This is a genomic window from Paraliomyxa miuraensis, from assembly GCF_026337845.1.
Taxonomy (GTDB): domain Bacteria; phylum Myxococcota_A; class Polyangia; order Nannocystales; family Nannocystaceae; genus Paraliomyxa; species Paraliomyxa miuraensis.
The window spans coordinates 25,276-46,427 of the sequence record NZ_JAOVZF010000155.1 but is presented as its reverse complement, the minus strand read 5'-3'; the positions used below and the strand labels follow the sequence as shown (position 1 = coordinate 46,427).

The 21,152-nt window shown below is 69.6% G+C and carries 16 protein-coding genes; 10 read left to right on the top strand and 6 right to left on the bottom strand.

The annotated features are described in order from the left end of the window. The first annotated feature begins 45 nt into the window (after positions 1 to 45). Together OEB96_RS24005 and OEB96_RS24000 are read left to right on the top strand one after the other, a co-directional pair. Positions 46 to 1,899, top strand: coding sequence for a thioredoxin domain-containing protein (locus OEB96_RS24005; protein ID WP_266219041.1), 1,854 nt, complete (start codon positions 46 to 48; stop codon positions 1,897 to 1,899). Between the two features lie 20 nt (positions 1,900 to 1,919). Further along, the gene (locus OEB96_RS24000) at positions 1,920 to 3,062 is read left to right on the top strand and encodes a TPR end-of-group domain-containing protein (RefSeq protein ID WP_266219040.1); all 1,143 of its coding nucleotides are present in this window, start codon (positions 1,920 to 1,922) and stop codon (positions 3,060 to 3,062) included. A gap of 30 nt (positions 3,063 to 3,092) precedes the next feature. Here the strand turns inward: OEB96_RS24000 and OEB96_RS23995 are convergent, their stop codons facing one another. Further along, positions 3,093 to 3,962 (bottom strand): protein kinase, encoded by an 870-nt coding sequence (locus OEB96_RS23995; protein WP_266219039.1) that lies wholly within the window; start codon positions 3,960 to 3,962, stop codon positions 3,093 to 3,095. Between the two features lie 290 nt (positions 3,963 to 4,252). On the opposite strand from OEB96_RS23995, the gene OEB96_RS23990 reads away from it, so the two are divergent. After that, a complete protein-coding gene (locus OEB96_RS23990) occupies positions 4,253 to 4,885 on the top strand; it encodes a hypothetical protein (protein WP_266219038.1) in 633 nt (210 codons plus the stop codon). Positions 4,886 to 4,892: 7 nt separating this feature from the next. Here the strand turns inward: OEB96_RS23990 and OEB96_RS23985 are convergent, their stop codons facing one another. Both OEB96_RS23985 and OEB96_RS23980 read right to left on the bottom strand, forming a co-directional pair. Next, positions 4,893 to 6,194: an endonuclease/exonuclease/phosphatase family protein gene (locus OEB96_RS23985; RefSeq protein WP_266219037.1), complete on the bottom strand. Its 1,302-nt coding sequence runs from the start codon at positions 6,192 to 6,194 to the stop codon at positions 4,893 to 4,895. Further along, on the bottom strand, positions 6,194 to 6,901 hold the full coding sequence (locus OEB96_RS23980) for a hypothetical protein (protein WP_266219036.1): 708 nt from the start codon (positions 6,899 to 6,901) through the stop codon (positions 6,194 to 6,196). The genes OEB96_RS23985 and OEB96_RS23980 overlap by 1 nt, the downstream gene beginning before the upstream one ends. 165 nt (positions 6,902 to 7,066) lie before the next feature. Between OEB96_RS23980 and OEB96_RS23975 the strand changes: the two genes are divergently transcribed. From OEB96_RS23975 to OEB96_RS23955, 5 genes are all read left to right on the top strand, one after another. Next, positions 7,067 to 7,471 carry an MYXO-CTERM sorting domain-containing protein gene (locus OEB96_RS23975; protein WP_266219035.1) on the top strand — a complete coding sequence of 135 codons (405 nt, stop codon included), beginning with the start codon at positions 7,067 to 7,069 and terminating at the stop codon, positions 7,469 to 7,471. Positions 7,472 to 7,578: 107 nt separating this feature from the next. Further along, the gene (locus OEB96_RS23970; protein WP_266219034.1) at positions 7,579 to 8,712 is read left to right on the top strand and encodes a Rieske 2Fe-2S domain-containing protein; all 1,134 of its coding nucleotides are present in this window, start codon (positions 7,579 to 7,581) and stop codon (positions 8,710 to 8,712) included. Beyond that, a complete protein-coding gene (locus OEB96_RS23965) occupies positions 8,709 to 10,343 on the top strand; it encodes an aldehyde dehydrogenase family protein (protein WP_266219033.1) in 1,635 nt (544 codons plus the stop codon). The genes OEB96_RS23970 and OEB96_RS23965 overlap by 4 nt, the downstream gene beginning before the upstream one ends. Next, positions 10,340 to 12,016 carry a GMC family oxidoreductase gene (locus OEB96_RS23960; protein WP_266219032.1) on the top strand — a complete coding sequence of 559 codons (1,677 nt, stop codon included), beginning with the start codon at positions 10,340 to 10,342 and terminating at the stop codon, positions 12,014 to 12,016. The genes OEB96_RS23965 and OEB96_RS23960 overlap by 4 nt, the downstream gene beginning before the upstream one ends. Before the next feature lie 91 nt (positions 12,017 to 12,107). After that, entirely contained in the window at positions 12,108 to 12,653 is a 546-nt protein-coding gene (locus tag OEB96_RS23955; RefSeq protein ID WP_266219031.1) for a YceI family protein, read from the top strand. A gap of 120 nt (positions 12,654 to 12,773) precedes the next feature. On the opposite strand, the gene OEB96_RS23950 is transcribed toward OEB96_RS23955, so the two are convergent. From OEB96_RS23950 to OEB96_RS23940, 3 genes are all read right to left on the bottom strand, one after another. Then, positions 12,774 to 14,507, bottom strand: a complete 1,734-nt coding sequence (locus tag OEB96_RS23950; RefSeq protein WP_266219030.1) for a vanadium-dependent haloperoxidase — start codon at positions 14,505 to 14,507, stop codon at positions 12,774 to 12,776. Positions 14,508 to 14,718: 211 nt separating this feature from the next. Continuing rightward, the gene (locus OEB96_RS23945) at positions 14,719 to 16,290 is read right to left on the bottom strand and encodes a hypothetical protein (protein WP_266219029.1); all 1,572 of its coding nucleotides are present in this window, start codon (positions 16,288 to 16,290) and stop codon (positions 14,719 to 14,721) included. Between the two features lie 118 nt (positions 16,291 to 16,408). After that, positions 16,409 to 17,488 carry a serine/threonine-protein kinase gene (locus OEB96_RS23940; protein ID WP_266219028.1) on the bottom strand — a complete coding sequence of 360 codons (1,080 nt, stop codon included), beginning with the start codon at positions 17,486 to 17,488 and terminating at the stop codon, positions 16,409 to 16,411. 138 nt (positions 17,489 to 17,626) lie between these two features. Between OEB96_RS23940 and OEB96_RS23935 the strand changes: the two genes are divergently transcribed. Both OEB96_RS23935 and OEB96_RS23930 read left to right on the top strand, forming a co-directional pair. Next, positions 17,627 to 18,949 carry a hypothetical protein gene (locus OEB96_RS23935; protein WP_266219027.1) on the top strand — a complete coding sequence of 441 codons (1,323 nt, stop codon included), beginning with the start codon at positions 17,627 to 17,629 and terminating at the stop codon, positions 18,947 to 18,949. Between the two features lie 3 nt (positions 18,950 to 18,952). Further along, positions 18,953 to 21,118 carry a hypothetical protein gene (locus OEB96_RS23930; protein ID WP_266219026.1) on the top strand — a complete coding sequence of 722 codons (2,166 nt, stop codon included), beginning with the start codon at positions 18,953 to 18,955 and terminating at the stop codon, positions 21,116 to 21,118. Positions 21,119 to 21,152 lie beyond the last annotated feature (34 nt).

Genomic DNA, 21,152 nt, shown 5'->3' with positions numbered 1-21,152 from the left:
GCCCGCGTCGATCCACTCCTCGGCGCTCCCTCGTACGCCTCCGTGATGACCCGCCTCGCGCTGGCCGCCCTGCTCGCTCTTGGCTCCGCCTGTGGCCACGGCGACGCCGCCACCTCGTCACCCGAGACGACCACGCCCGCCGCCCACGCGCAGCCGCAGTGGGTGGGCTGGGAGCCCGCGAGCTTCGCGGTGGCCGCGGCCGAGGACAAGATCCTGCTCGTCAACGTGGTCGCCAACTGGTGCCACTGGTGTCACGTGATGGAGGAGGAGACGTACGGCGATCCGGAGATCGCCGCGCTGCTTCGCGAGCACTTCGTGACCATCCGTGTCGACTCCGATGCGCGCCCCGACGTCGCCGAGCGCTACCGCGCATGGGGCTGGCCGGCCACCGCGTTCCTCACCCCCGATGCCCAGCCGGTGCTCGCGCTGCGTGGCTATCGAAACCGCGACGTGTTCGAGCAGCTGCTGCGCGAGCTCGTTGCCGACCGCGATGCCGGCACGCTGGCCCAGCGCACGCAGCCAGTCGAGCCGCCGCGCCCGGTCGACGGCGCACTGGGACCGGTGCTGGCCACCGCCGCCGCGCAGCTCGATGGCTTCTACGACGAGGCGATGGGCGGCTGGGGGCAGCGACAGAAGTACCCATTTCCCGCCCCGCTCGAGCACGCGCTCTGGCGAGCCCGCGTGCACGACGAGCCCGAGCACCGCGAGCGAGCGGCGCTGACCCTGCGCAACGAGGAACACATCATCGATCCGGTGTGGGGCGGGGTCTATCAGTACTCGCTCAAGGGTGACTGGGACCACCCGCACTACGAGAAGATCGCGGCGATCCAGGCGGGGGCGATCGAGAACTACGCGATGATGGCCCGGGTCAGCGGGGACGATCGCTGGCTCGAGCCGGCGCGCAAGGTGGCGGGATACGTCCTCGGCATGATGCGGGCCCCCGACGGAGGGTTCTACACCAGCCAGGATGCCGACCTGCGGCGCGAGGGCCAGCCCCCGGTGCTCGGAGAGGTGTACTACGCCCTGCCCGACGGCGAGCGCCGGGCGCTGGGGATGCCGCGCATCGACGACAACGTGTACGCGGATCTCAACGGGCTGATGATTCGCGCGCTGGTGGAGCTCTACGCGGCCACCGGAGCGCCCGAGGACCTCGCCGCGGCGAGCACCGCCGCCGAGCGGCTGCTGCAAACCCATCGGACCGACGAGGGCGCGTTCCTGCACGGAGCCGACGACGATCCCAGCGGGCTCTACTACCTTCGCGATCAGGCCGCGATGGGCTGGGCGCTGCTGGCCCTCTACCGAGCGTCGGGCGACCCGCGGTGGCTCGAGGCGGCCAAGCCCGTGGGTGCATTCATGCTGGCGCGGCTCGCCGACCGCGAGCTCGGGGGGTTCTTCGCCCACACCGAGGATCCCGCGGCGGTGGGGGTGTTCGCCGTGCGGCGCAAGCCGGTCGAGGAGAACGGGCTGGCGGCGAGCTTCCTCATCGAGCTGCATCGCTACCTCGATGGCGACGGCCGCACCCAGACCCCCTACCGCGAGGCGGCCGAGCGAGCGCTGGCGGCCGTGGGCCGCACCGAGACGATCGCCAAGGAAGGTCGCATCGTGGGGCGCTTGCTGCTCGGGCTCGAGGAGGTGCTGATGCCCACGGTGGACGTCACGGTGGTGGGCACGGCCGAGGATCCGCGCACGCTGGCGCTGCATCGAGCCGCGCTGCGTTACTTCGAGCCGCGTGCGGTGATCGAGCGCAGCCGCCCCGGCGAGCGCTACCCGGACATCGGCAAGCCGGCCGTGTACCTGTGCACGGACACGGCGTGCTCGTCTCCGGTCACCGACCCCGCGCGGTTCTCCGCGCTGGCCGACGCGTTCCTGGCCGAGAGCCTCCCGCCGCAGCAGGGCTGACGAAGCCCATCATCCACGTCATGGGCAACGTGCACTCGATCGTCGGCCTCGCGCCATGCCTCAGCGCCGAGGGAGCCATCATTCCCGTGCGACGAGAGGCCGAGGTCGCGTTCACCGAGCGGCTGCGCTCCGTTCCACCGCCCAGCTACGTGAGCACCGCGCGTCAGCTCCCCTCGATTCGCATCAACAACCCCAACGTCTTCGGCAACGACGTCCCCGATCGCGATCGTGCGGCCTACTACCTGGTGATCGAGGGCGGCGGCAAGTGGGGCTACGACGACGAATTCCGCGAGTATCTCGCGAACACCGCGCCGATGCTCGAGGATGCTCGGTTCCTCCTCTCGGACGAATACACGGGCTACGTCGATGCCTTCGAGATCCGCGACGGAGCGCTCGTGGTCGAGCGCCTGGTCGCGGAGCAATCCGAAGCCCTTGAGCATGCACGGGAGCTCCTCGCCGATGACCCAGAGGCTCGATTCGAAATCGATCGCCAGGTGGCCCAGCAGTGGATCCGGGAGGCCTCGGCCGCCCACGCGCTGCCCTACCTGGAGCGAGCCCTGAGGCATCGCCCCCTCGACGCAGCGCTGCTGCGCGAGCGTGGCTACTGCCTGAGCGCGATGGGTCGTCACGAGCAAGCCGTGGCATCGCTCGAGGCCAGCCTGGCCGCCCTGCCTGCTCACACCCTGCGTACGTGGGGCAAGGACGACGCGCTGCTCGAGGTGACCAACGACGTGGCCGAGGAGGTCGCCGCTGCCCTCAAGCTCACTCACGAACGCCTGGGCTTCGCCCTCTTCGGGCTCGGCCGCCTCGAGGACGCGCGAGCATCCTTCATCCGCTCGCACTCGATCACACCGACCCGCGGCGCAGTGGGAGCCCTCGACAACCTGTGCGTGGTGTCGATGAAGCTCGGTCACCTCGACGAGGCCGAGGCCGGGATCGCCGAGCTGCTGCGCACCGCGTCGAGCCGCCACGCCATCGCGCGAGCCTACTACCACCGGGCATGCCTTCGGGCGCGACGCGGCCAGCTCGACGACGCAGTGCGGGACGTCTCGGTCGCCCTCGAGCTGCAGCCGCGCTGGCGCGAGGACATCGGCGCAGACGACGAGCTCGAGCCGCTGCAGGGCCGAGAGGACTTCGCCGTGCTGATCGCCCCGCCCCGGTGAGCGTTCGACGGCCTCATGCGGCCGTGCGGCTCAATGACTCCCGAACCCACGATGCGGCGTTCGGCGCTTGGGCACGGCACGCAACGCCGAGGTCGTACGGATCCAAAGCGACGGCCGGCGCTGCAGCTCCTGGAGCAGGTCATCCATGCTGGGCCAGCGATCCTCGGGCCGCTCGGCCATGCCGCGCTGGATCGCCAGCGCGAGACGTGGCTCGAGCTCCGCGTCGGGATCTCGGCGGAGTGCATTCCACAGCGCCGAGCAGAACCCGAACTGATCGGCGTACTCATCGGGCTTGGCGCCCCGCCGCGTCTCGGGGGCGGGGTAGCGCGGCATCGGATCGCGATCGGAGGGGTTCATCGGCCGGGCTCCCGCCCCCGCGAAGTCGACCAGGCGCACCACGCCGTCGCGTCCCACGATCATCGACGCGGGGCAGCAGTCGCCGTGCACGAGGCCCGCGGTGTGAGCCGCCGCCAGCCCGCGGCCCACCGCACAGAACATGGCGAGGATCTGCTTGGTCTCCGCTTCGTCTCGTGTGGTCGGCCGGCGATCGATCCAGCTCTGCAAGTCCAGCCCTGCCACGAAGTCACGGGCGAGGAACACCCCCATGCGGCGGCCCGCCTCGTCGCGTGGATCGAGGAACAAGCCGACGTCGAGGATCTTCGCGACGTTGGGGTGATCGAGCTGGGCCCACGCCGCCGCATGCTCGGCCAGCGCCTCGCGTGCCTCGCTCTTGGTGCGCATCAGCGTGACGGCCACCTCTCGATCGAGCTCCGGATCGTAGGCCGCCCACACGGTGCCCGAGATGCCCGCCCCCACCTTGCGACGCAGCGCGTAGCGTCCCAGCGACACCAGCTTGTGTCGCGCGACGAACAGCGGCTGCTCGACGAAGCGATCGGACATACCCGGAAGACCCCGGACGCAGGTATAGCCGAAGGCGTCGGGGATGGTAGCAGAATGTGCGACTTCGACCCTGTAATTACTCACAGGTTTTCCCAAGCGATTTCGGGAGGTAAGGTCGAAATCGAGCCAGTTGCGCACAGTGTTCGGAATCGCTCAGGATTCGCGCACATTGCGTGACGATCGAGTGGGTTCGAGCGCCACCACGAGTGGCGGAATCCGTCGCCCGTTTGGCGGCGACCGCCCCTGGTCGCTGCGGTCCGGTCCCCTACAGTGGAGACAGGAGGACGACGATGACCCTGGCCCACGCGATGACCCTTCGGCAAGCCCGCGACCACTACCTCGCGGAGGCGGGCTTCTCCACCGACACCTACGTCGAGGACTGGGTCGACATCCCGTTCGGGCCCCTGCCCCTGCGCCTGCCGAGCACGGACGCGCGCAAGCGCGTGCTCCCGGTGCACGACATCCACCATGCGCTCACCGGATACCGAAGCGACCTCATGGGTGAGGCGGAGATCGGCGCCTGGGAGCTCGGCGGCGGCCTGGGTCCGCACACGGTCGGCTACGTGCTCGACCTGCTCACGCTGTCGTGGTCACCGCTGCTCGGTGCCCGCCGCGTGTTCCGGGCGTTCGTTCGCGGTCGCCACACCAAGAACTACTACCGCGCCGCGCTCCCGCTGCCGCAGAGCCTGCTCGACCGCGACGTCGACGAGGTTCGTCGCGAGCTGGGCCTCGACCGGGAGCTCCCCGCGGCCAAGGCCTCCGACGTGGCGGCATTCATCGGCTGGTACCTCGCGTCGCTGCTGATGGCGGTGGTGGGCCTGGCCGGGCTGCCCGTGCTGGTGGCCCTGGGGCTGTGGGGGCGCTGGCAGGCGCGGCGAGCGAGCACGGGCGCTCGCCCGCAGGCTCACGCGAGCGTCGTGTAGCGCGTCGTCACTGCCCAGAGAGCAGCAGCGTCACCCCGACCCCGTAGTGATCGCTCGCCTCGAAGGTCGTGCCCGACAGCGGCTCGGTGTACACGATGGCGCTGTCCTGCACGCGCACCCGCTGCAGGGCGTCGCGCACCAACACGTGATCGAGGCGTGCGGGGTACTCGGTGGCGGCGTACTGCTCGAAGTACAGCGAGTTGCAGTCGCTCCCCGTGAAGACCCCGGCGAGCTCGTCACACAGCGTCGCATCCCCGAGCGGCTCGTCGTGGAACGAAGGCCCGAAGGCCGGCAGCCGATCCAGGATCGCCACGTCCTCGGCCTCGCCCGCCGCCGCGTGGGCATCCCAGGCACCAGTCCCGGCCCCAGCCCCGCCAAGGTAGTGCAGCAAGAATGCATACGCCTGCGCGTTGCGCCACCACCCCTCGGTGGGCACGCCATCGACCTCGCCGAAGCGATCGAGCGGATAGTACGGACCCGCATTGACATCGCCCGCGAGCACCACCACCTCGTCGTCGGGGACCTCCTGGGCGCGCAGCCCCAGCTGCCGCACCTGCCCCTCCCGTACCCACGCCAGATCGGGGAACGCGGTGGTGTGGGTATCGAACACGTCGATCACCACGCCGGTGGGCGCGTGACGGAAGCGCCACGTGAGGAACCCTCGGTCGATGCCCGGGCCCGGAAAGTCCTCGACCCCGCGCTGTAGCTCGAAGGTCTCCTCGCCGCGATCGTCGGGCCCGCTGGGATCGACCAGCGACTCTCGCACCAGCATGAGCAGGCCGTGCTCTTCGTGGTGCTCGCTCGATCCGGCGTGCACCAGGTAGCCGGCCCGTGCGGCCTCGTCCGCGAACACCGCGACGTCGCGCTCGTCCCAGACCTCCTGCAGCAGCAGCACGTCCCAGCCATCGCCGAGCAGCTCGGCCGGCACTCGGACCCGGCGCTCGTCGACGTGCGGCACCTGGAGCACTGCGAACGGGTACCAGCGATCGAGCAGCCCCACATTGAAGCTGAGCACCCGCAGCGGCTCGGCCGTCGCCAACGGAGGCAGCGCCGCGTGCTCGTCTCGCATGCGCGCGAGCAGGGCCGAGGGGTCGGGCGCACGCACGTAGCCCGGGGCCTCGCGAAACAGGTCCTCCACCGTCAGCGCCTCGCCGTCGGGCAGCGCCACCGCGAGGTGCTCGAGCACCTCGGACTCCGACAGCCGCGTGCCATCGAGCTCGTGCTCACCGAGATCGGACGGCAGCATCGAAGGCGAGCAGCCAAGGAGCATCGTTCCACCGAGCACGGGCAGGAGCACCAGCCGTCGCATCAGAACCTTCCCCCCACCGCGAGCCCACGACCGCTCGGTCCGAGCGTGGGGGTCACCGCCAGACGTCCCGTCGCTCGGCGCTCACCCGCCGCCAGGCCCGACAGCACCGCGCCCGACGTCGTCAGACCCAGGCCCAGCCAAAACGTCGACTCTACGAAGCCGTAGGCGCAGCCATTGGTCTGACACGCCCGCAGCACGGGAAGCGCGGCCGCACGGCTCACCACCCACAGCGACAGCCCGCTGCCCAGCAGCCCCAACCCGAGCTTGCGGCGTCGATCGGTCCTCGCCGCATCCTCGGGTCGCGCCCCGCTCGCCACCCGCCACGCCCCGTAGCGACGAGACCCGAACCCGGTGAGCACCAGCCCCGGTACGACCAGCACGTTCGAGAACACGGTGAAGAACGCGATGTTGGGGATGCTCCACTGCCCGAAGGGCTCGCTCGGCCGCAGGCGGGCGGGCCCCGCCCAGAATCCTCCGATCGCCATGCGGCCAACGGCGCCCAGCCCCAGCAGCACGCCGCCGGCCGCGAGCATGCGGCGACCCGATCGCGCGGGATCGGCCGGGACGCGCGGCACGGGCACGACCTCGTGCTGCACGGGAGGATCGCCCACCTCCGGCCCAGGCTCGGCCGCATGCACACGCACGGGAGCAGCCGCGCAGAGCATCAGCCCGCTGACGACCGCGAGCGCCCTTTTGTGGGATCGCACCACTGAGCGGATGCTAGCCGTTTCGGGCACCGGCCGCCTTGGGCTCACGCCGCGATCTCCGGCGTGAATCCCGCTTCCTCCACCGTGTGCCCGCCCGTGCACGTTTTTCTTCGGATCCCGCCGATCGATCGACGCACGGTCGCGACTGGTCGCGAGCAAATGCCCATGATGCGCTCCAACCTTGGCTCGATCGTACTCGGACTCGCGGGACTGCTGCTCCTGCCCTCCGTCGCCTCGGCGACCGGCAGCGGAGGCTACGACACCGGATGGGGTGACACGGCTGCCCCGGACGAGACCGAGGGTGACGACACGGGCGGGACCGCCGACACCAGCGGCGGAGGTGGGGACACCGGCGGCGGCAGCTCGCCCGCGACCTCGGGCATGCCGAGCTCCGACTCGGGCACCACGGGTGAGGAAAGCGCCACCGAGGGCGAGACCGACGGAGACATGGAAGACGGCGCGGTCGACCGCGGCTGCACCATCGGTGCGGGCTCGCCCTCATCGGGCCTCGCCGCGCTGGCCGTGCTCGGCCTGCTCGCCCTGCGTCGACGTCACGGCTCACGACGCTGACGCTCGACCAAGCCACCGCCGCCAGTCGGTGCGAACGCGCTCGCACGGCCCCCTGCGTGCGCCGGGTCGCTTGACATCCCCCATCATGGGGAATTACAGCCGCCCCGATGACCGACCTCGCCGGGCATGCCCCTGGTCCGCCGCCCTCGTTCGAGCAGGCCATCGGACGCCGTCAGAAGGCCCGCGCCGCCGGCCTCGACCCCGACTACTGGTACGCGGTGGGGCAGAGCAGCCACCTGCGTCGGGGCCAGCACCTCGAGACCAAGTTCCTCGGGCGCTCGATCGCGGTCTTTCGCGGGAGCGACGGCCAGGTCCGCGCGCTCGAGAACCGCTGCGCCCATCGGCACATCGAGCTCACCCGGGGGCAGGTCGTCGACTGCAAGCTCGTGTGCCCCTACCACGGCTGGGCCTACGACGGCGACGGCAAGGCCCACATCCCGCACGATCTGTTCGGGCGCAAGGAGCCCGACATCCGCATTCCCACCGTCCCGGTGCGCGAGCGCTACGGGCTCGTCTTCATCTTCCCCGGTGACCCCGAGGTCGCCAAGACCCGCGACATCCCCTCGATCCCCGAGCTCTCGGGCCCGCGGCCGTGGCCCCACGCCATCGTGCAGTTCGACTGCCCGGGCCACCACTCGATGCTGCTCGAGAACGTCTCGGACTTCACCCACGGGTTCCTGCACCGCAAGTTCCAGCCGTTCCAGGGCACCGATCTCTTGCGCTGCGAGGAGATCGGCGATCGGGTCGAGGTCGAGTACGCCTCGAAGATCGCCGCGGGGCGCCTGCAGGACATGTTCATCGACCGGGGCGACGGCGCCTGCGATCACATGCGGGCCTGCTACGACTACCCCTATCACTGGTCCAACACCGACGACCGCATCAAGCACTTCCTGTTCACCTTGCCGCTGACCGCGTCGAGCAACCGGCACGTCTTCATCTTCTACCTGCGCCCCGGCACCATCCGCTTGCCGCTGCTCGGCCGAGTTCCGCGTCGAGTCGCCGATGCGATGATGAAGCTCACCCGCTTGACCACGCTGCAGCCGCTGCTCGGCCAGGACGTGTGGGTCATCGGCCACGAGCAGCAGGGCTGGGAGCGCTACTGGGATCGCCCGGCGCCCGAGCTGTCGCCCGTGGTCAAGGCCTTCCAGGATCTGACGATCCGCAAGTGGAGCGAGTACCTCGAGCGCCGCGGGAGCGAGCGCCCTGGCCCCGTGGTGCCCGCCGAGAGTCTCAGCCGATGAACGCCTCCCGACCCACCTCCGTGGCCATCTCCACCGCCGTCCCCGATGCCATCCCAGACTTGGGCGCGGCTTCGGGCGTGATCCGCTGCTTCGACCCCGCCACCCGCGAGCTGCTCGGTACCGTGCCCGTCGATGGGCCGCCGCAGGTTCGAGCCGCCATCGCTCGCGCTCGCGAGGCGCAGGTGGGCTGGCGCGAGACCTCGTTCGCCCTGCGCCGCCGCGTGCTGCGGAGGGTGGCCGACGCGGTGCTCTCCGGCGTCGACGACCTCTGCGAGCTCATCGTGCGCGACTCGGGCAAGACCCGCGAGAACGCCCTGATGGGCGAGATCTGGACCGTGCTCGAGAAGCTGCGCTGGACCGCATCGCAGGGCCCAAAGCACCTGCGCCCCGAGCCGGTCTCCGCGGGCCTGTTCCTGCACAAGCGGGCCCGCCTCGAGTACCACCCGCTGGGGGTGATCGGGGCCATCATCCCGTGGAACTACCCGCTACAGAACATCATGAACCCGCTCATCCCCGCGCTGATGGCGGGCAACGGGATCGTGATCAAGCCGTCGGAGTGGGTCGCGTGGTCGGCCCGTCGCTTCGTGCAGCTGGTGCGCGACGCCCTCGTCGCCGAGGGCCAGTCGCCCGAGCTGGTGCAGGTGGTCCAGGGCTACGGCGAGACCGGCCAGGCCCTCATCGCGGGCGGAATCGACTCGCTGGTGTTCATCGGCTCGGTCAAGAACGGTCAGCGCGTGCTCGAGGCCGCCGCCCGCACCATCACCCCGGTGGTGCTCGAGCTCGGCGGCAAGGACCCCTTCATCGTGTGCGACGACGCCGAGCTCGAGCCGGCCGTCCACGCCGCGCTCGCGGGCTGCTTCATCTCGGCCGGCCAGAACTGCGTGGCGGCCGAGCGCCTGCTGGTGTTCGATGCGATCTACGACCGCTTCGCAGAGCGCGTGGGCGCGCTGGTGGGGAGCATGCGGCAGGGCCAGCCCATGGGGGAGGACGGGCCCGTCGACGTGGGCGCCATGGTCACCCCCATGCAGCTGCAGATCGTCGAGCGCCTGGTGGCGCGAGCGATCGAGCAGGGCGCGCGGGTCGTGGCCGGCGGCCACCGGGTGCTGGCCGATCGCGGCGACTACTTCGCCCCCACCGTGCTCGCCGACGTCACGCCCGACATGGACATCATGCGCGAGGAGACCTTCGGCCCGGTGATGCTCCTTTGTCGGGTTCGCGACGAGCACCACGCGATCGAGATCGCCAACGGCACCGGCTTCGGGCTGTCCTCGTCGGTGTGGAGCCGCGATCGCGCCCGGGCGCGCCGCATCGCCTCGCGCCTGCAGGCGGGCATGACCGCCATCAACGAGTTCGGTGGCATGACCTACATGGCCCAGGATCTGACCTTCGGCGGGATCAAGGAGTCGGGCTTCGGGCGCCTCAACGGCCGCGAGGGCCTGCGCTCGTGCTGCAACGTCAAGGCCGTGCTCGACGACCGCCTGCCGGTGAGCTTTGCCAACCGCCTGTTCCCCGTGGCCGAGGGCGACTTCGAACGCATCAAGGGCGCGATCGAGATCGTCTACGGCCACGGCCTGCGCGGGCGTCTACGAGGCGCAGTAGAGCTGGTGCGAGCACTGCGGGGGCACAAGTGACGGAGACCAACTCGGCGCCCGAGGCCAACTCTGGCGGCCGGTCCATCCGGTCGCCTTCGGCGCCCGAGGCCTTCGACTACATCGTGGTCGGTGGCGGCTCGTCGGGCTGCATCGCCGCCGCCCAGCTCGCCGACGATCCCGACTGCCGCGTGCTGCTGCTCGAGGCCGGCCCGGCCGCCGAGGATCACCCCGAGACGCTGTCGGCCGATGGCTACAAGCACGCGTTCATCAACGACCGCGTGATCTGGGAGCGCTTCACCACTCCGCAGTCCCACGCGGGAAACCAGCGGATCTTCGCGGGCACGGGCACCGTGCTCGGCGGCAGCGGCTCGGTCAACGGCATGGTCTACACCCGCGGCGACCGCCGCGACTACGACGAGTGGCCGCGTGGCTGGCAGTGGAGCGATGTCCTGCCCGACTTCGAGCGCATCGAGGCCAAGCTGCGCCCGCGCCCGCGTCCCCCCACCCGCTGGAGCGAGGCCTGCATCTCGGCCGCCGTCACCTGTGGCTTCAGCCGCAGCCCCGACTTCCAGGACGGCAACCTCGGCAACGTGGTGGGCTACGAGCCCATGGCCTACGAGGGCGACCGTCGCCGCAGCTCCTACGTGGCGTTCATCAAGGACGCGGGCCCGCGCCCCAACCTCGTGGTGCGAGCCCAGGCGTTCACCCACCGCCTGGTGCTGGGCGAGGGCGGCCGCGTGGTCGCGGTGGAGTACGAGCACGAGGGCACGCGCCAGCGCGCCGAGGTCCGCCGCGAGGTGGTCATGTGCGCGGGGGCGCTCGAGACCCCCAAGCTCCTGATGCTCTCGGGCATCGGCCCCGCCCCCGTGCTGCGAGCGTTCGGGATTCCCGTGGCCGCCGAGGCGCCCCGCGTGGGCGAGGGGCTGCACGACCACCCCAACGTGCCGCTGTTCTTCGTCTCGCGCGGCCAGGTCGACTGCAACTACCCCCAGCTCTACAGCTTCTACCGCACGCGACCGGGCGCCCCCCTGCCCTCGGGCCAGAGCGACACCTGCTACGTGTTCTGGCCCGCGCGCTCGGCCATGAAGCAGGCGGTGCAGCGCGTGCTGCCGGGGCAGCTGCTTCCCCCCTCGCTCTACGACGGCCCGCTCAAGCAGCTGATCCGCGGCGGCGTGGGGCTGGCGTTCCGCTCGCATGCGCTCCAGCGCTTGGTCGAGCACCTCTACGGCATCGTGGTGATCCTGGGCAAGCCGCAGAGCCGCGGACGCGTGCGGCTCAGCAGCGTGGATCCGCGAGCGCAGGCCGAGATCGACCCCGCCTACTTCAGCCACGCGGGCGACATGGCCACGATGGTCGAGGGGGTCCGGCTCGCCCGTCGCCTGGCCCGCAGCGGCGGGCTCGGAGCGTGGGGCAGCCGCGAGCTGATGCCCGGGCCGCTCACGCGCAGCGACGAGGGCATCGCCCGCTGGGTCGCTCGCAACGCGATCACCACGTATCACTTCGCCGGCACCTGCAGCATGGGTGACGGACCGACCACGGCCTGCGACCCGCGCTTGCGCCTGCGAGGAGTGCCCAACGTGCGGATCGCCGATGCGTCGGCCATCCCCTCCACCCCCGTGTCGGCGCTCAACGCCCCCAGCATGCTGGTGGGATGGCGAGCCGCCCGCTTCATCCAGGAAGAGGCCCGCCAGGGCGCGGCGCGAGCGGGCTGACCGGCTCGCGCCGCGGCGGGCAGACCACGGCGGCCGGTTGCAGCGAGGGCGAGCCCAGACGCATAGTCTCGATCCTCCTCGCGAGTCGACCATGCCGCGCTACGACGCCACCACCGCCGAGTGCCATGTCTTCACCTTCAAGGAGGGCATGCTCTCCGCGATCGCGCACGACCTGCGGATACGCGTGGCTCGCTTCACCATCGACATCGACGCGGCCACGGGCGCGATCGAGGCTCGGCTCTCGGCCGACTCGCTGCGGGTCGACTGCGCCATGAAGGACGGTCGCGAGGACCACGGAGCGCTGCGCGACGGCCACAAGCGCGAGATCGAGGACAACATCGCCAGCAACGTGCTGCACGTACGCAAGCACCCCGAGATCGTGTTTCGCTCGACCAAGGTCGAGGGCGGGGGTCTGCAGGACGCCGGCGACGAGCGGCGCATCGACGGCGCCCTGAGCCTGCACGGCAAGGACCGCCCCCTCCGAGCCACCGCCCGCCGCCACGACGATCGCTGGGTGGCCGAGGTCGAGCTGCACCAGCCCGACTTTGGCATCAAGCCCTACTCGGCCCTGCTCGGCACGCTGAAGATCCGCGCCAACGTGCGCGTGCGGATCTCGGTGCCGGCCGGCGCCGAATAGCACGGGCGGATGTCGAACATCCTGCACCAGCTCACCCACGAGACGGATCCGTGAGCGAGCCGCCGCGCCGGAACCCTCTGGGACCGCCGCGGACGCTCGCCGCAAGGCATCGGGCCTACTTCACACCTCGTGGACTTGCCCGTCGACGATGAGCACCTGCGTGCCGTCGAAGGTGGTCAGCTCGAAGCCGCCGAAGTCCTCGTTGTAGTTGCGGCTCTCGTCGGCGAGCAGCGCCAGCGCGACCTGCTCGCCCAGCCGCATGCCCTGGACGCCATCGGAGCGGTAGTGCACCCCGGCGGTGTCGCGACCCAGGCTGATGTTGGCCGCCAGCTTGTTCACCTCGCCACCGATCGTGAGATCGGCGCCCGCCCACGGGTCGAGGTCCATGCCGTCGGCGGTGGCCTCCACCGGGTTGGGGATCACGAACGACTCGTCGAAGAGCGCCTTGAGCATCGTGGCGCAGGCTCCGGCGGCCGTCGCATGCCCAGCCGGATACGCGGGGTGGACGGGCGATCCCTCCGGATAGGCCTGGGGCAGGAGCGCCGTGCCGTGGGCCGACAACACCGTCGTCACCGCCACGCTGTCGGTGATGTCGCTCGGCAGCCCATAGTTCTTGATGCCGTCGAGCTGCACCGTGAGCCGCCCCCCGTAGGCCTCGGGCCGTAGCCGACGGTGCACCAGCCACTTCTGGTGCCACGACGCACGCATGGCCACGGAGGCCACCCTCGAGACCAGGTCGACGATGTCGACCGGGCCGAAGGTGACGAACCCCTCCTGGGTGGGTGAGGTCGTGTAGGGGTTGCTGGGCGCGAGCGCAGCCGGGCCGTAGCTCAGCAGCACGAGCGCGCCGAACAGGAACGCCTGGAACGGGATGTCGAGGTGGACGTACTCGGCCAGCGTGCGTCCGTCGTGGATGTAGCGCGCGGGCAGGTACACGGTGGACGTGACCGGGGCGGCCCCGCGCTGGATCGACAGCCACGACGGGAAGTCGGTCATGAAGTCCACCGCGGTCGTTGCGACATAGCGCTGATCCACGACCGCGGCGGCATACGGCACCGGCTGCCACAGCAACTGTGACAGATAGGGGCCCACGAGATCGCCCGGAGTCTCGCCGCGCAGGAACGTGCCCGCGGTGACCTGCCCCCCCACCTTGGGCCCCACCGGGCTGGTGAAGGCGTTGAGATCCGCAACCGCCTGCCCCACGGTGGGATCGACCGAGTAGTGGCGGAAGGGTACGTCACGAGTGAGCGCCGCCCAGTACAGCTCGCCCATCTCGGCCGCAGCCTCGAGGCTGGTGAGCGAGGGGGCGGCCGCAATGCGCCCGAAGTGAGGGTCGACTCCCGACATCACGTACGACAGGGACGCCTGTGGGCTCACCAGGCGGCGTGTGGCCGATGGGTCGAGCGAAATCGCGTCGAAGTCGGCCGCATCACCCGAGTCGAGCGCGTCGAGCAGCTGACCATAGGCGGAGGGAATCACCTCCCCCAGCGCGTTGTGAGGCAAGCACTTGTGAAAGCTCCCTCGGCGGTCCCCGTGGGCCTCGTCGCCGTTGGTCGGCTGCGCGCTCGTGTTCTTCCACTGCTGCCAGTTGTCTTGGGCAGCGTCGTTGCGGCGCTTGCGGGCCTCGTTGCGACGCTGCGGCGGCGGGGAGCCTGCGGCGACAGCCACGGGCGAGGCCAGCAGCGTGGCCGTGGCCGCCGAGCCAGCTCCGAGCCCGAGCCCGAGCACGGGCGCGCGACCGACCGCCCTCAATAACTCGCGTCGCGAGAGCCCATTGGGCCCGGGGTCGTGCTCGCTCGAGGTCTGGCTCGAGGTGGTACGATTGGTGTGCTTCGACTCCATCTTCGACTCCATCAGCGTGGTCCTCTTTCCCGTAGTGAAGAATCCCCCGACCCTCGAACGACGGCGACCCAACGAGCGACTCGATAGCGACCTATTGAGTCGAGCTTGCGGGATACCAAGACGGACGCAAGGCCCAATGTGGGCTAGCGACATGATCGAGACCGACCAGTGCCCCTCTATGGGCCACTGATTTCTTCGGGCCACCCGTGATGGGCGATCCGGTTCAGACCATCCGCAGCTCGAAGTGCTCGTGCTGCCACGGCACCCGCCGCACCGATTCCCCGGGCACGGCCTCGCCCGACTCGGTGATCACCCGCACCAACACCGCATGGCCCGAGCCCGGAATCGGCAGCCCCACCGAGATCGGCTCGTCGACCGCCACCCGGTACTCGCGAGCGCCCGTCACCACGTGCTCGCGCCACACGTGACCGTCGGCCTCGAGCCACAGCCACGGACCCGAGCCACACAACAGCCGCCCCTTGCCGCGACGGACCTCCTGGTGATTGGCATCGAACACCACGTAGGCGTCCTCGGGTCCGCCCACGCGTACGCCACCATCACCCCGGATCCGCCAAACCTCGCGATCGAGGCCCAGCGTGTAGCGGTGCCCATTGTCGGGCCCCAGCGCCACCGTGGGAGAGTCCCCGCGGCCGTCGTTCTGCAGGCCCTTCATCGTCCCCTCGAGCGCCTTGGCGTGACTCCAGTCGGGGCAGGTGAGCACGGCTCGCATGGGATCGCCGGGCGGCCACTTCGGCACCACCGCCGGCCCGGCCCGGCGCCAGCGCGGGGCCAACAACGAGCCCACCACCGTGTCCACGTCGTAGACCGAGAGGTAGGCGTCCCCGTCGTCGGCGACCTCGATGCGCACCGGATCGTTGTCGATGTAGCCGTAGAGCTTCTTCTCGTGCCCACACGGCCAGTCGTGCAGGGCCGCCGAGAGCACGGATGCATCGTGCTCGGTCACCCTCACCCAGTGGAACCAGCTGCGGGTGCCCACGGCTCCCAGCCCCAGCATGGGGTCGACGAAGATCGGGTGCTCGCGCGGCGCCTCCACCTGGCGCCGTGGGCCATCGAAGAGACCGAATTCGAGCCCCGAGGAGCCACGCCCCAGCACGTACTGCCCGTCGGGGCTGATGGTGGCGGGCGACCCGATCGTGGTACCGGTGCGTAGCCGAGCCCCGTCGGCGAGATCGACGAGCACGGGCGGCGAGGTCCGCAGGTCGAGCAACGCGGGACGACCGTGGTGCGTACACAGCCGCCGCGCGATCGCCCCCAGCCCGCCGAGCCCCTCCGTGTCCCAGCGGCGCCACGGTCCGGGCGCGTAGGCCGAGGGCTCGGGGAGCCGCGTGCGGACTCGTGGTCGCGGCACGCGTTCCTCGCGCTCACCGGCCACGGCCAGCAGCATGGCCGCCACCTCGGCCGAGGACTCGGGGCTGCCCGTCCACTTCACGCTGCGCACGTCGTCACCCAGCGCAGCCTCGACCGCCATGTGTTCCTCGTCGACCAGCGCCATCAGCTCGACGTCGGAGAACAGGTCGTCGGCCCCCACGAGGTCTCGCACGATCACGATGCGCTTGGCCTGCCGCAGCCACGCGCGATGGCGAGTGAGCAGCGCCTCGGTACCAAAGCCCATGAGCACCGCCAGGGTGCGTGGCGGGTCCAGGCGACGCTCGTCGATGCCGTCTTCGATCGGCCACCCCAGCGCCTCGAGGAACGCAGGGAGGCGGGGCTTGGACCAGGGATACCCGACCGCAAAGTCGCCGAGGTGGACGATGCCAAGCCTGCTCTGGGACATCCCCCTGAGCCTAGCAGCCTCGACGACCGCCGGCGCGCTCCCTTCTTCGACCGGCGCGGGCGCGCCCCTGGGCCGACCACCTTCGTCAGGATTTCCCTCCAAACCCTTCCCGCCTCACTCAGCGGCGCCCACCCGACCAACGCGAACCGATCGACTGGTAGCGGCGCGCGAGCGCATCGACATGCTCGTCGCGCTCGATCTCGGGCTTCTTGGGGAACAGCTTCCGCATGAGCTGGGCCAGTCGGGGCGCGGAAGCGTGCAGGCCTTCGGCGAACGCAAAGTCCTCCAGCGCCTCCTGCAGCTCGAGCGCGGTCTGAAAGCGAGCCACCGGGTCGCGCGCGAGGGCTCGCATCACGATGGACTCGAGCGCCACGGGATAGGTGGGATCGATCGAGCGAGGCGTCGGCGCATCCTGGCCGACGATGCGGTCGAAGACCTCGGCCTGGGTGGGGGCTCGATAGAGCCGCGACCACACCGTCAGCTCCCACAGGATCACACCCAGCGAGAACACGTCGCTACGCCGATCGAGCGGCGTCCCCAGGCACTGCTCGGGCGACATGTAGGCCATCGTGCCGCGACGGAGCTTGTCGTCGACCTCCTGGGGAATCGGACCCACCCACGAGCCATCGGCCAGAAGCCGCAGGAACGCGCTGCGATCGGTCTTGGCGATGCCGAAGTCGATGAGCTTGACGTAGCCCTCGTCGTTGACCAGCACGTTCGAGGGGCACACGTCCAGGTGTACGATCCGCAGCGGGTGGCCTCCACGAGTCGTCAGCTCGTGGGCGTAGTGCAGCCCGGCCGCGACGCCGAGCACGATGCCGATGGCATGCGAGGGCTGCAGCCGCCCTTCGATCCGCCCCGCCTCGCGCACGATGTGGCGCAGCTCGGAGCCGCGCACCAGCTCCATCGTGAAGAACAGCTGCTCGTCGTGGTAGCCCACGTCGTAGGCCTCCACGAGGTTGGGGTGGTGCAGCGCCGCGCCCAGGCGCGCCTCCTCGAGCAGCATCTCGGTGTACTCGCGGTTGCTCGCCAGCTCGGGGCGAATGCGCTTGAGCGCCACCTCCTGGTCCTGGGCCCAGGCGCTGGCCCCGGCCACCTGCCGACGCACGTGGAACACGTCGGCCATGCCTCCCTGCCCGAGCTTGCGGACCACCCGGTAGGTTCCGAGCGAGGCCTGCATGGAGAGGGGGCGTGACATTGGAGCGAGGGCACGCGCACCGTAGCACGGCTGGGTAGGGCTTTGGCCGACCGGGGTCGTGGGCTCGCCCCGCTCGTTCGCGCCAGCCGGCCGATGCGCCGCTGGCCCGCTCCTTGCGACTTGGGTAGGCTCGGTGCGGTGAGCGCGATTGCGGACAGGGAGGCGTTCCTGCGCGAGTTCTACAACGCGCTCGCCGATCGTCCCCTCGAGCCCGACTCCGACTTCTACGAGCCGCTCTACGAGGGGACGGAAACGGACCCGGTGGAGCACCTCGCGACCACCATCGAGTGGCGCCGCTTGGGGAGCGTGCAGCTCTTCAGCGGATTTCGAGGGACGGGAAAGAGCACCGAGCTTCGTCGGCTTCGGCGACGTCTGATCGACAACGGCGCCAAGGTGGGGCTGTGCCCCATGGAGAGCTACCTCAACCTCACCACCAAGCTCGACATCAGCGACTTCCTGGTGACCTTGGCGGGAGCGTTCGGGGAAGCTCTGGCCGAGCCCGACATGCTCGGCGAGGACTCTGCTCCGCTGGAGTACTGGTCGCGGTTCTGGCGCTTCCTCGAGAAGACGCGGATCTCGATCGACGGCAGTGGCAGCCCGACGGACGACGCCAACGCGCTCAAGCTCAATCTCAAGAGCGACCCGAGCTTTCGCCTGAGGGTGCAGGAGCACCTCAAGGGCCACATCGGCCAGCTCACCGAGGACGTGCGGGGGTTCATGACCGACGGGGTCAAGGCTCTCCGGGCGCGGCATGGGGACGACGTGAAGATCGTGCTCATCCTCGACTCGCTCGAGCAGATCCGCGGGACCTCGGTCAATGCGGGCGAGGTTCAGTCCAGTGTGGAGCAGGTGTTCATGGGGCACCACGACAAGCTGCGCTTTGGCGGGCTGCACATGGTGTACACGGTGCCGCCGTGGCTGAAGATCCTGTCTGGCGGGGTCGAGGGGCTCTACGACGACGGGCAGCTGATTCCTTGCTTGAAGGTGCGAGAGCAACAGGGGGGACCGAGTCGGGAGGGGCTCGACCGGGTGGAGCGGATCATCGCGAGGCGAGGCGACTGGAGGGTGCTGCTCGGCGAGCGTGAGCGACTCGACGCGCTGGCGCTCAAGTCGGGTGGGTACCTGCGGGACTTGTTTCGGCTGGTGCAGAGCTGCTTGCAGCGGGCGCGCAACCCCGCGATCGCCCAGGGGCGGCTGGTCGAGCTGGCGATCGACGATCTGCGCAACGACTACCTGCCCATCGCGAACGCGGATGCCTCGTGGCTCAACGAAGTGCGGCGGACTCATCGCGCGAGTCTGCCCACGGGGGCCGAACTCCCGCGGCTGACGCGGTTCTTCGACAACCACTTGGTGCTCTGCTACCGCAACGGCACGGAGTGGTTCGACGTTCACCCGATCATCGAGGACGACGTGGTGGCGCAGGTGAAGCTCGAGCGCGAGCGCGCTTCGGCCGGGAGCTGAGCCTTGGCCAGACCCGGACGCAAGGTTCGTCTCGACCGCGTCAAGCCGCCACGGTACGCGACCGAGGCCGCTTGGCAGCGGCTGCGCGAGCACATGGAGTGGGCCGACCGGGGGTGGATCGGGTTCGTGTTCGCGGTGGATCCGGGGCAAGCACGGGAGCTCGAGGGGCGGCTCGAGGATTTTCTGCGGCAGCGCGCGAAGGTGCTGCGGGTATTTCGACCCAAGGAGCCCGTGGAGATCGCGGAGTTGCTGCCACGGATGCTGCTGGCGGTGGATGCTGGAGAGTCGCTGTGGATCGAAGGGCTGGAGCTCGACCCGGGGGAGGAAGGGACCGGGCCATGGCAGGAGGCGTGGACGTCGCTGATGCTCCGAACCAACGAGAAGCGGGACGTGCTGCGCAGGCAGGCGGGGGTCGCGGTGGTGTTCGTGGCGCCACCGCAGCTCAAGCCGTGGATTCGAGATGCGGCGCCGGATCTTTGGTCGGCGCGGGCGATCGCGGTGGATGTTGGGGCGGAGTGGCGGGCGGGGCTTGGAGCCGCACTGGCGGCTCCCGGCATCGACATAGCGGGGTTGGGGCTGACCGATGTGCCCGATCTGGAGATCGCGCTGGCGGATGTCGAGCGGCTTGAGCGGGATCCCGGAGGAAGCGCGGAGGATCGGGCGCAGGCGCACCTTCGACTCGCTTCGGCGCTGCTCGATGTACAGCAAGGACATCAAGCCATCGAGCATGCACGACGAGCCGTGGAGATCTTGCCGGACGATGCACCGGAGCTTGCATCCGCCGAGGCCGTGCTTGGGGCCGCCGAATTGGCGATTGGTGACCTTGCGTCCGCCAAGATCCACTTCCACGCGGCCTTGGACTCAGAGGTCCTCGAGCCAAGCGTCGGGATTCGTGTGAGGTTGGACCTCGCCGGGATATGCACCCAAGTTGGTGAGTGGAAGGCTTCGCGGGCGATCTATGACCAACTCGTCGAGCTTGCGCGCCTCCGCGGAGATCGTGCGCTCGAGGCCGGCAGCCTCGAGATGTCGGGACGCATGGCCTTGATGGATGGAGGAATCGATCTCGCCGAGTCCTTGCTACGCAAAGCCACGTCCCTAACACGGCTCATGGTCCGGCACCATTTCGGCCGAGGAATTCAGCTACACGCCCACGCGCTTCAGGGGCTTGCCGCAGTCATGATGGCCGCCGGTCACATCAGCGAGGCAAGAAGTGCTGCGGAAGAAGGTTTGACCACATTATCGGTCCCGTCACCCAACGACATGGATGACGTGGTCCTACACGCTCAACTACTGTCCCTCCTCCTCCACACCACAATCGATGACACCACTGACGCTTCGCGAACCGAGCTGGAGCTGCGCCACGACATCGAGACAATCGAAGAGGCACTGAGATCTGGTGCAGCCCCCGACGATACTGTGCCCATGTTCATCGAGACATTGCGAGAATTCGCCACATGGATGCGCCGGCGTTCCCGGCCTCGAGATGCGCTCGAGGTGGCGCAAGCCGCCGAGTTCTTCGCAAGGGATCTCTTGGACCGCCACCCCGCGTTCTCCCATGCCTGCTTGCTGGCCTTGGTGCTGGAGGAGGCAGGCAACGCTCACGCGGCGTTGGAAGACCACGAGAGCGCATTGCGCTACTATCGAGAGCGAGAGCAAGTGCTCGCCCAGATTCGGCGCACCCAACCCAATGAGACGTGGTCCGAGTCACTTCGGCTCGTACGACTCGAGTTCATTGCCGAGATCTTCAAGGACGAGTGCTGGACCGAAGCTCCCGCGTTGGCGCGATCGATCATCGCCGATGCCCAGGATTCGCGCATTGCCGCCGACATCGCCGATTGCCTGGTATTACTATCCCCCGCGCTGCTCCTCGCACGAGAACGAGACCTCGCGTTGGAGGCCACGACGATCTCCGTCTCTCTCTCTCGAGCGCTCTCGTCGCATGAGCAGGACCGCTCAGCGCTCGAGCGCCTCCACAGAGCACTCTACTATGCCGCCGGCATCTACGGGGAGACCGAGCGCGAGGACGACGCCGCAGTAGCATTTGCCGAGGCCATCGCCATTGCGGAATCGCTCGCGGCTCGGGACGATGCGGGTCCAAGCGACATCGAGCGTCTGCGAGATCTCCAAGAACACCTTGAGGACGAAGTCGACGACAATGATGAGGACTGAGCCCACTCTAGCCTGATCCTCTCCGGCCCTGGCC

Coding starts and splice junctions, on each gene's coding strand:
- OEB96_RS24005 (WP_266219041.1), top strand. CDS start 46: ATGACCCGCCTCGCGCTGGCCGCCCTGCTCGCTCTTGGCTCCGCCTGT.
- OEB96_RS23950 (WP_266219030.1), bottom strand. CDS start 14,507: ATGGAGTCGAAGATGGAGTCGAAGCACACCAATCGTACCACCTCGAGC.
- OEB96_RS23955 (WP_266219031.1), top strand. CDS start 12,108: ATGCCGCGCTACGACGCCACCACCGCCGAGTGCCATGTCTTCACCTTC.
- OEB96_RS23970 (WP_266219034.1), top strand. CDS start 7,579: ATGACCGACCTCGCCGGGCATGCCCCTGGTCCGCCGCCCTCGTTCGAG.
- OEB96_RS23975 (WP_266219035.1), top strand. CDS start 7,067: ATGATGCGCTCCAACCTTGGCTCGATCGTACTCGGACTCGCGGGACTG.
- OEB96_RS23945 (WP_266219029.1), bottom strand. CDS start 16,290: ATGTCCCAGAGCAGGCTTGGCATCGTCCACCTCGGCGACTTTGCGGTC.
- OEB96_RS23965 (WP_266219033.1), top strand. CDS start 8,709: ATGAACGCCTCCCGACCCACCTCCGTGGCCATCTCCACCGCCGTCCCC.
- OEB96_RS23990 (WP_266219038.1), top strand. CDS start 4,253: ATGACCCTGGCCCACGCGATGACCCTTCGGCAAGCCCGCGACCACTAC.
- OEB96_RS23940 (WP_266219028.1), bottom strand. CDS start 17,488: ATGTCACGCCCCCTCTCCATGCAGGCCTCGCTCGGAACCTACCGGGTG.
- OEB96_RS23995 (WP_266219039.1), bottom strand. CDS start 3,962: ATGTCCGATCGCTTCGTCGAGCAGCCGCTGTTCGTCGCGCGACACAAG.
- OEB96_RS23985 (WP_266219037.1), bottom strand. CDS start 6,194: ATGCGACGGCTGGTGCTCCTGCCCGTGCTCGGTGGAACGATGCTCCTT.
- OEB96_RS24000 (WP_266219040.1), top strand. CDS start 1,920: ATGGGCAACGTGCACTCGATCGTCGGCCTCGCGCCATGCCTCAGCGCC.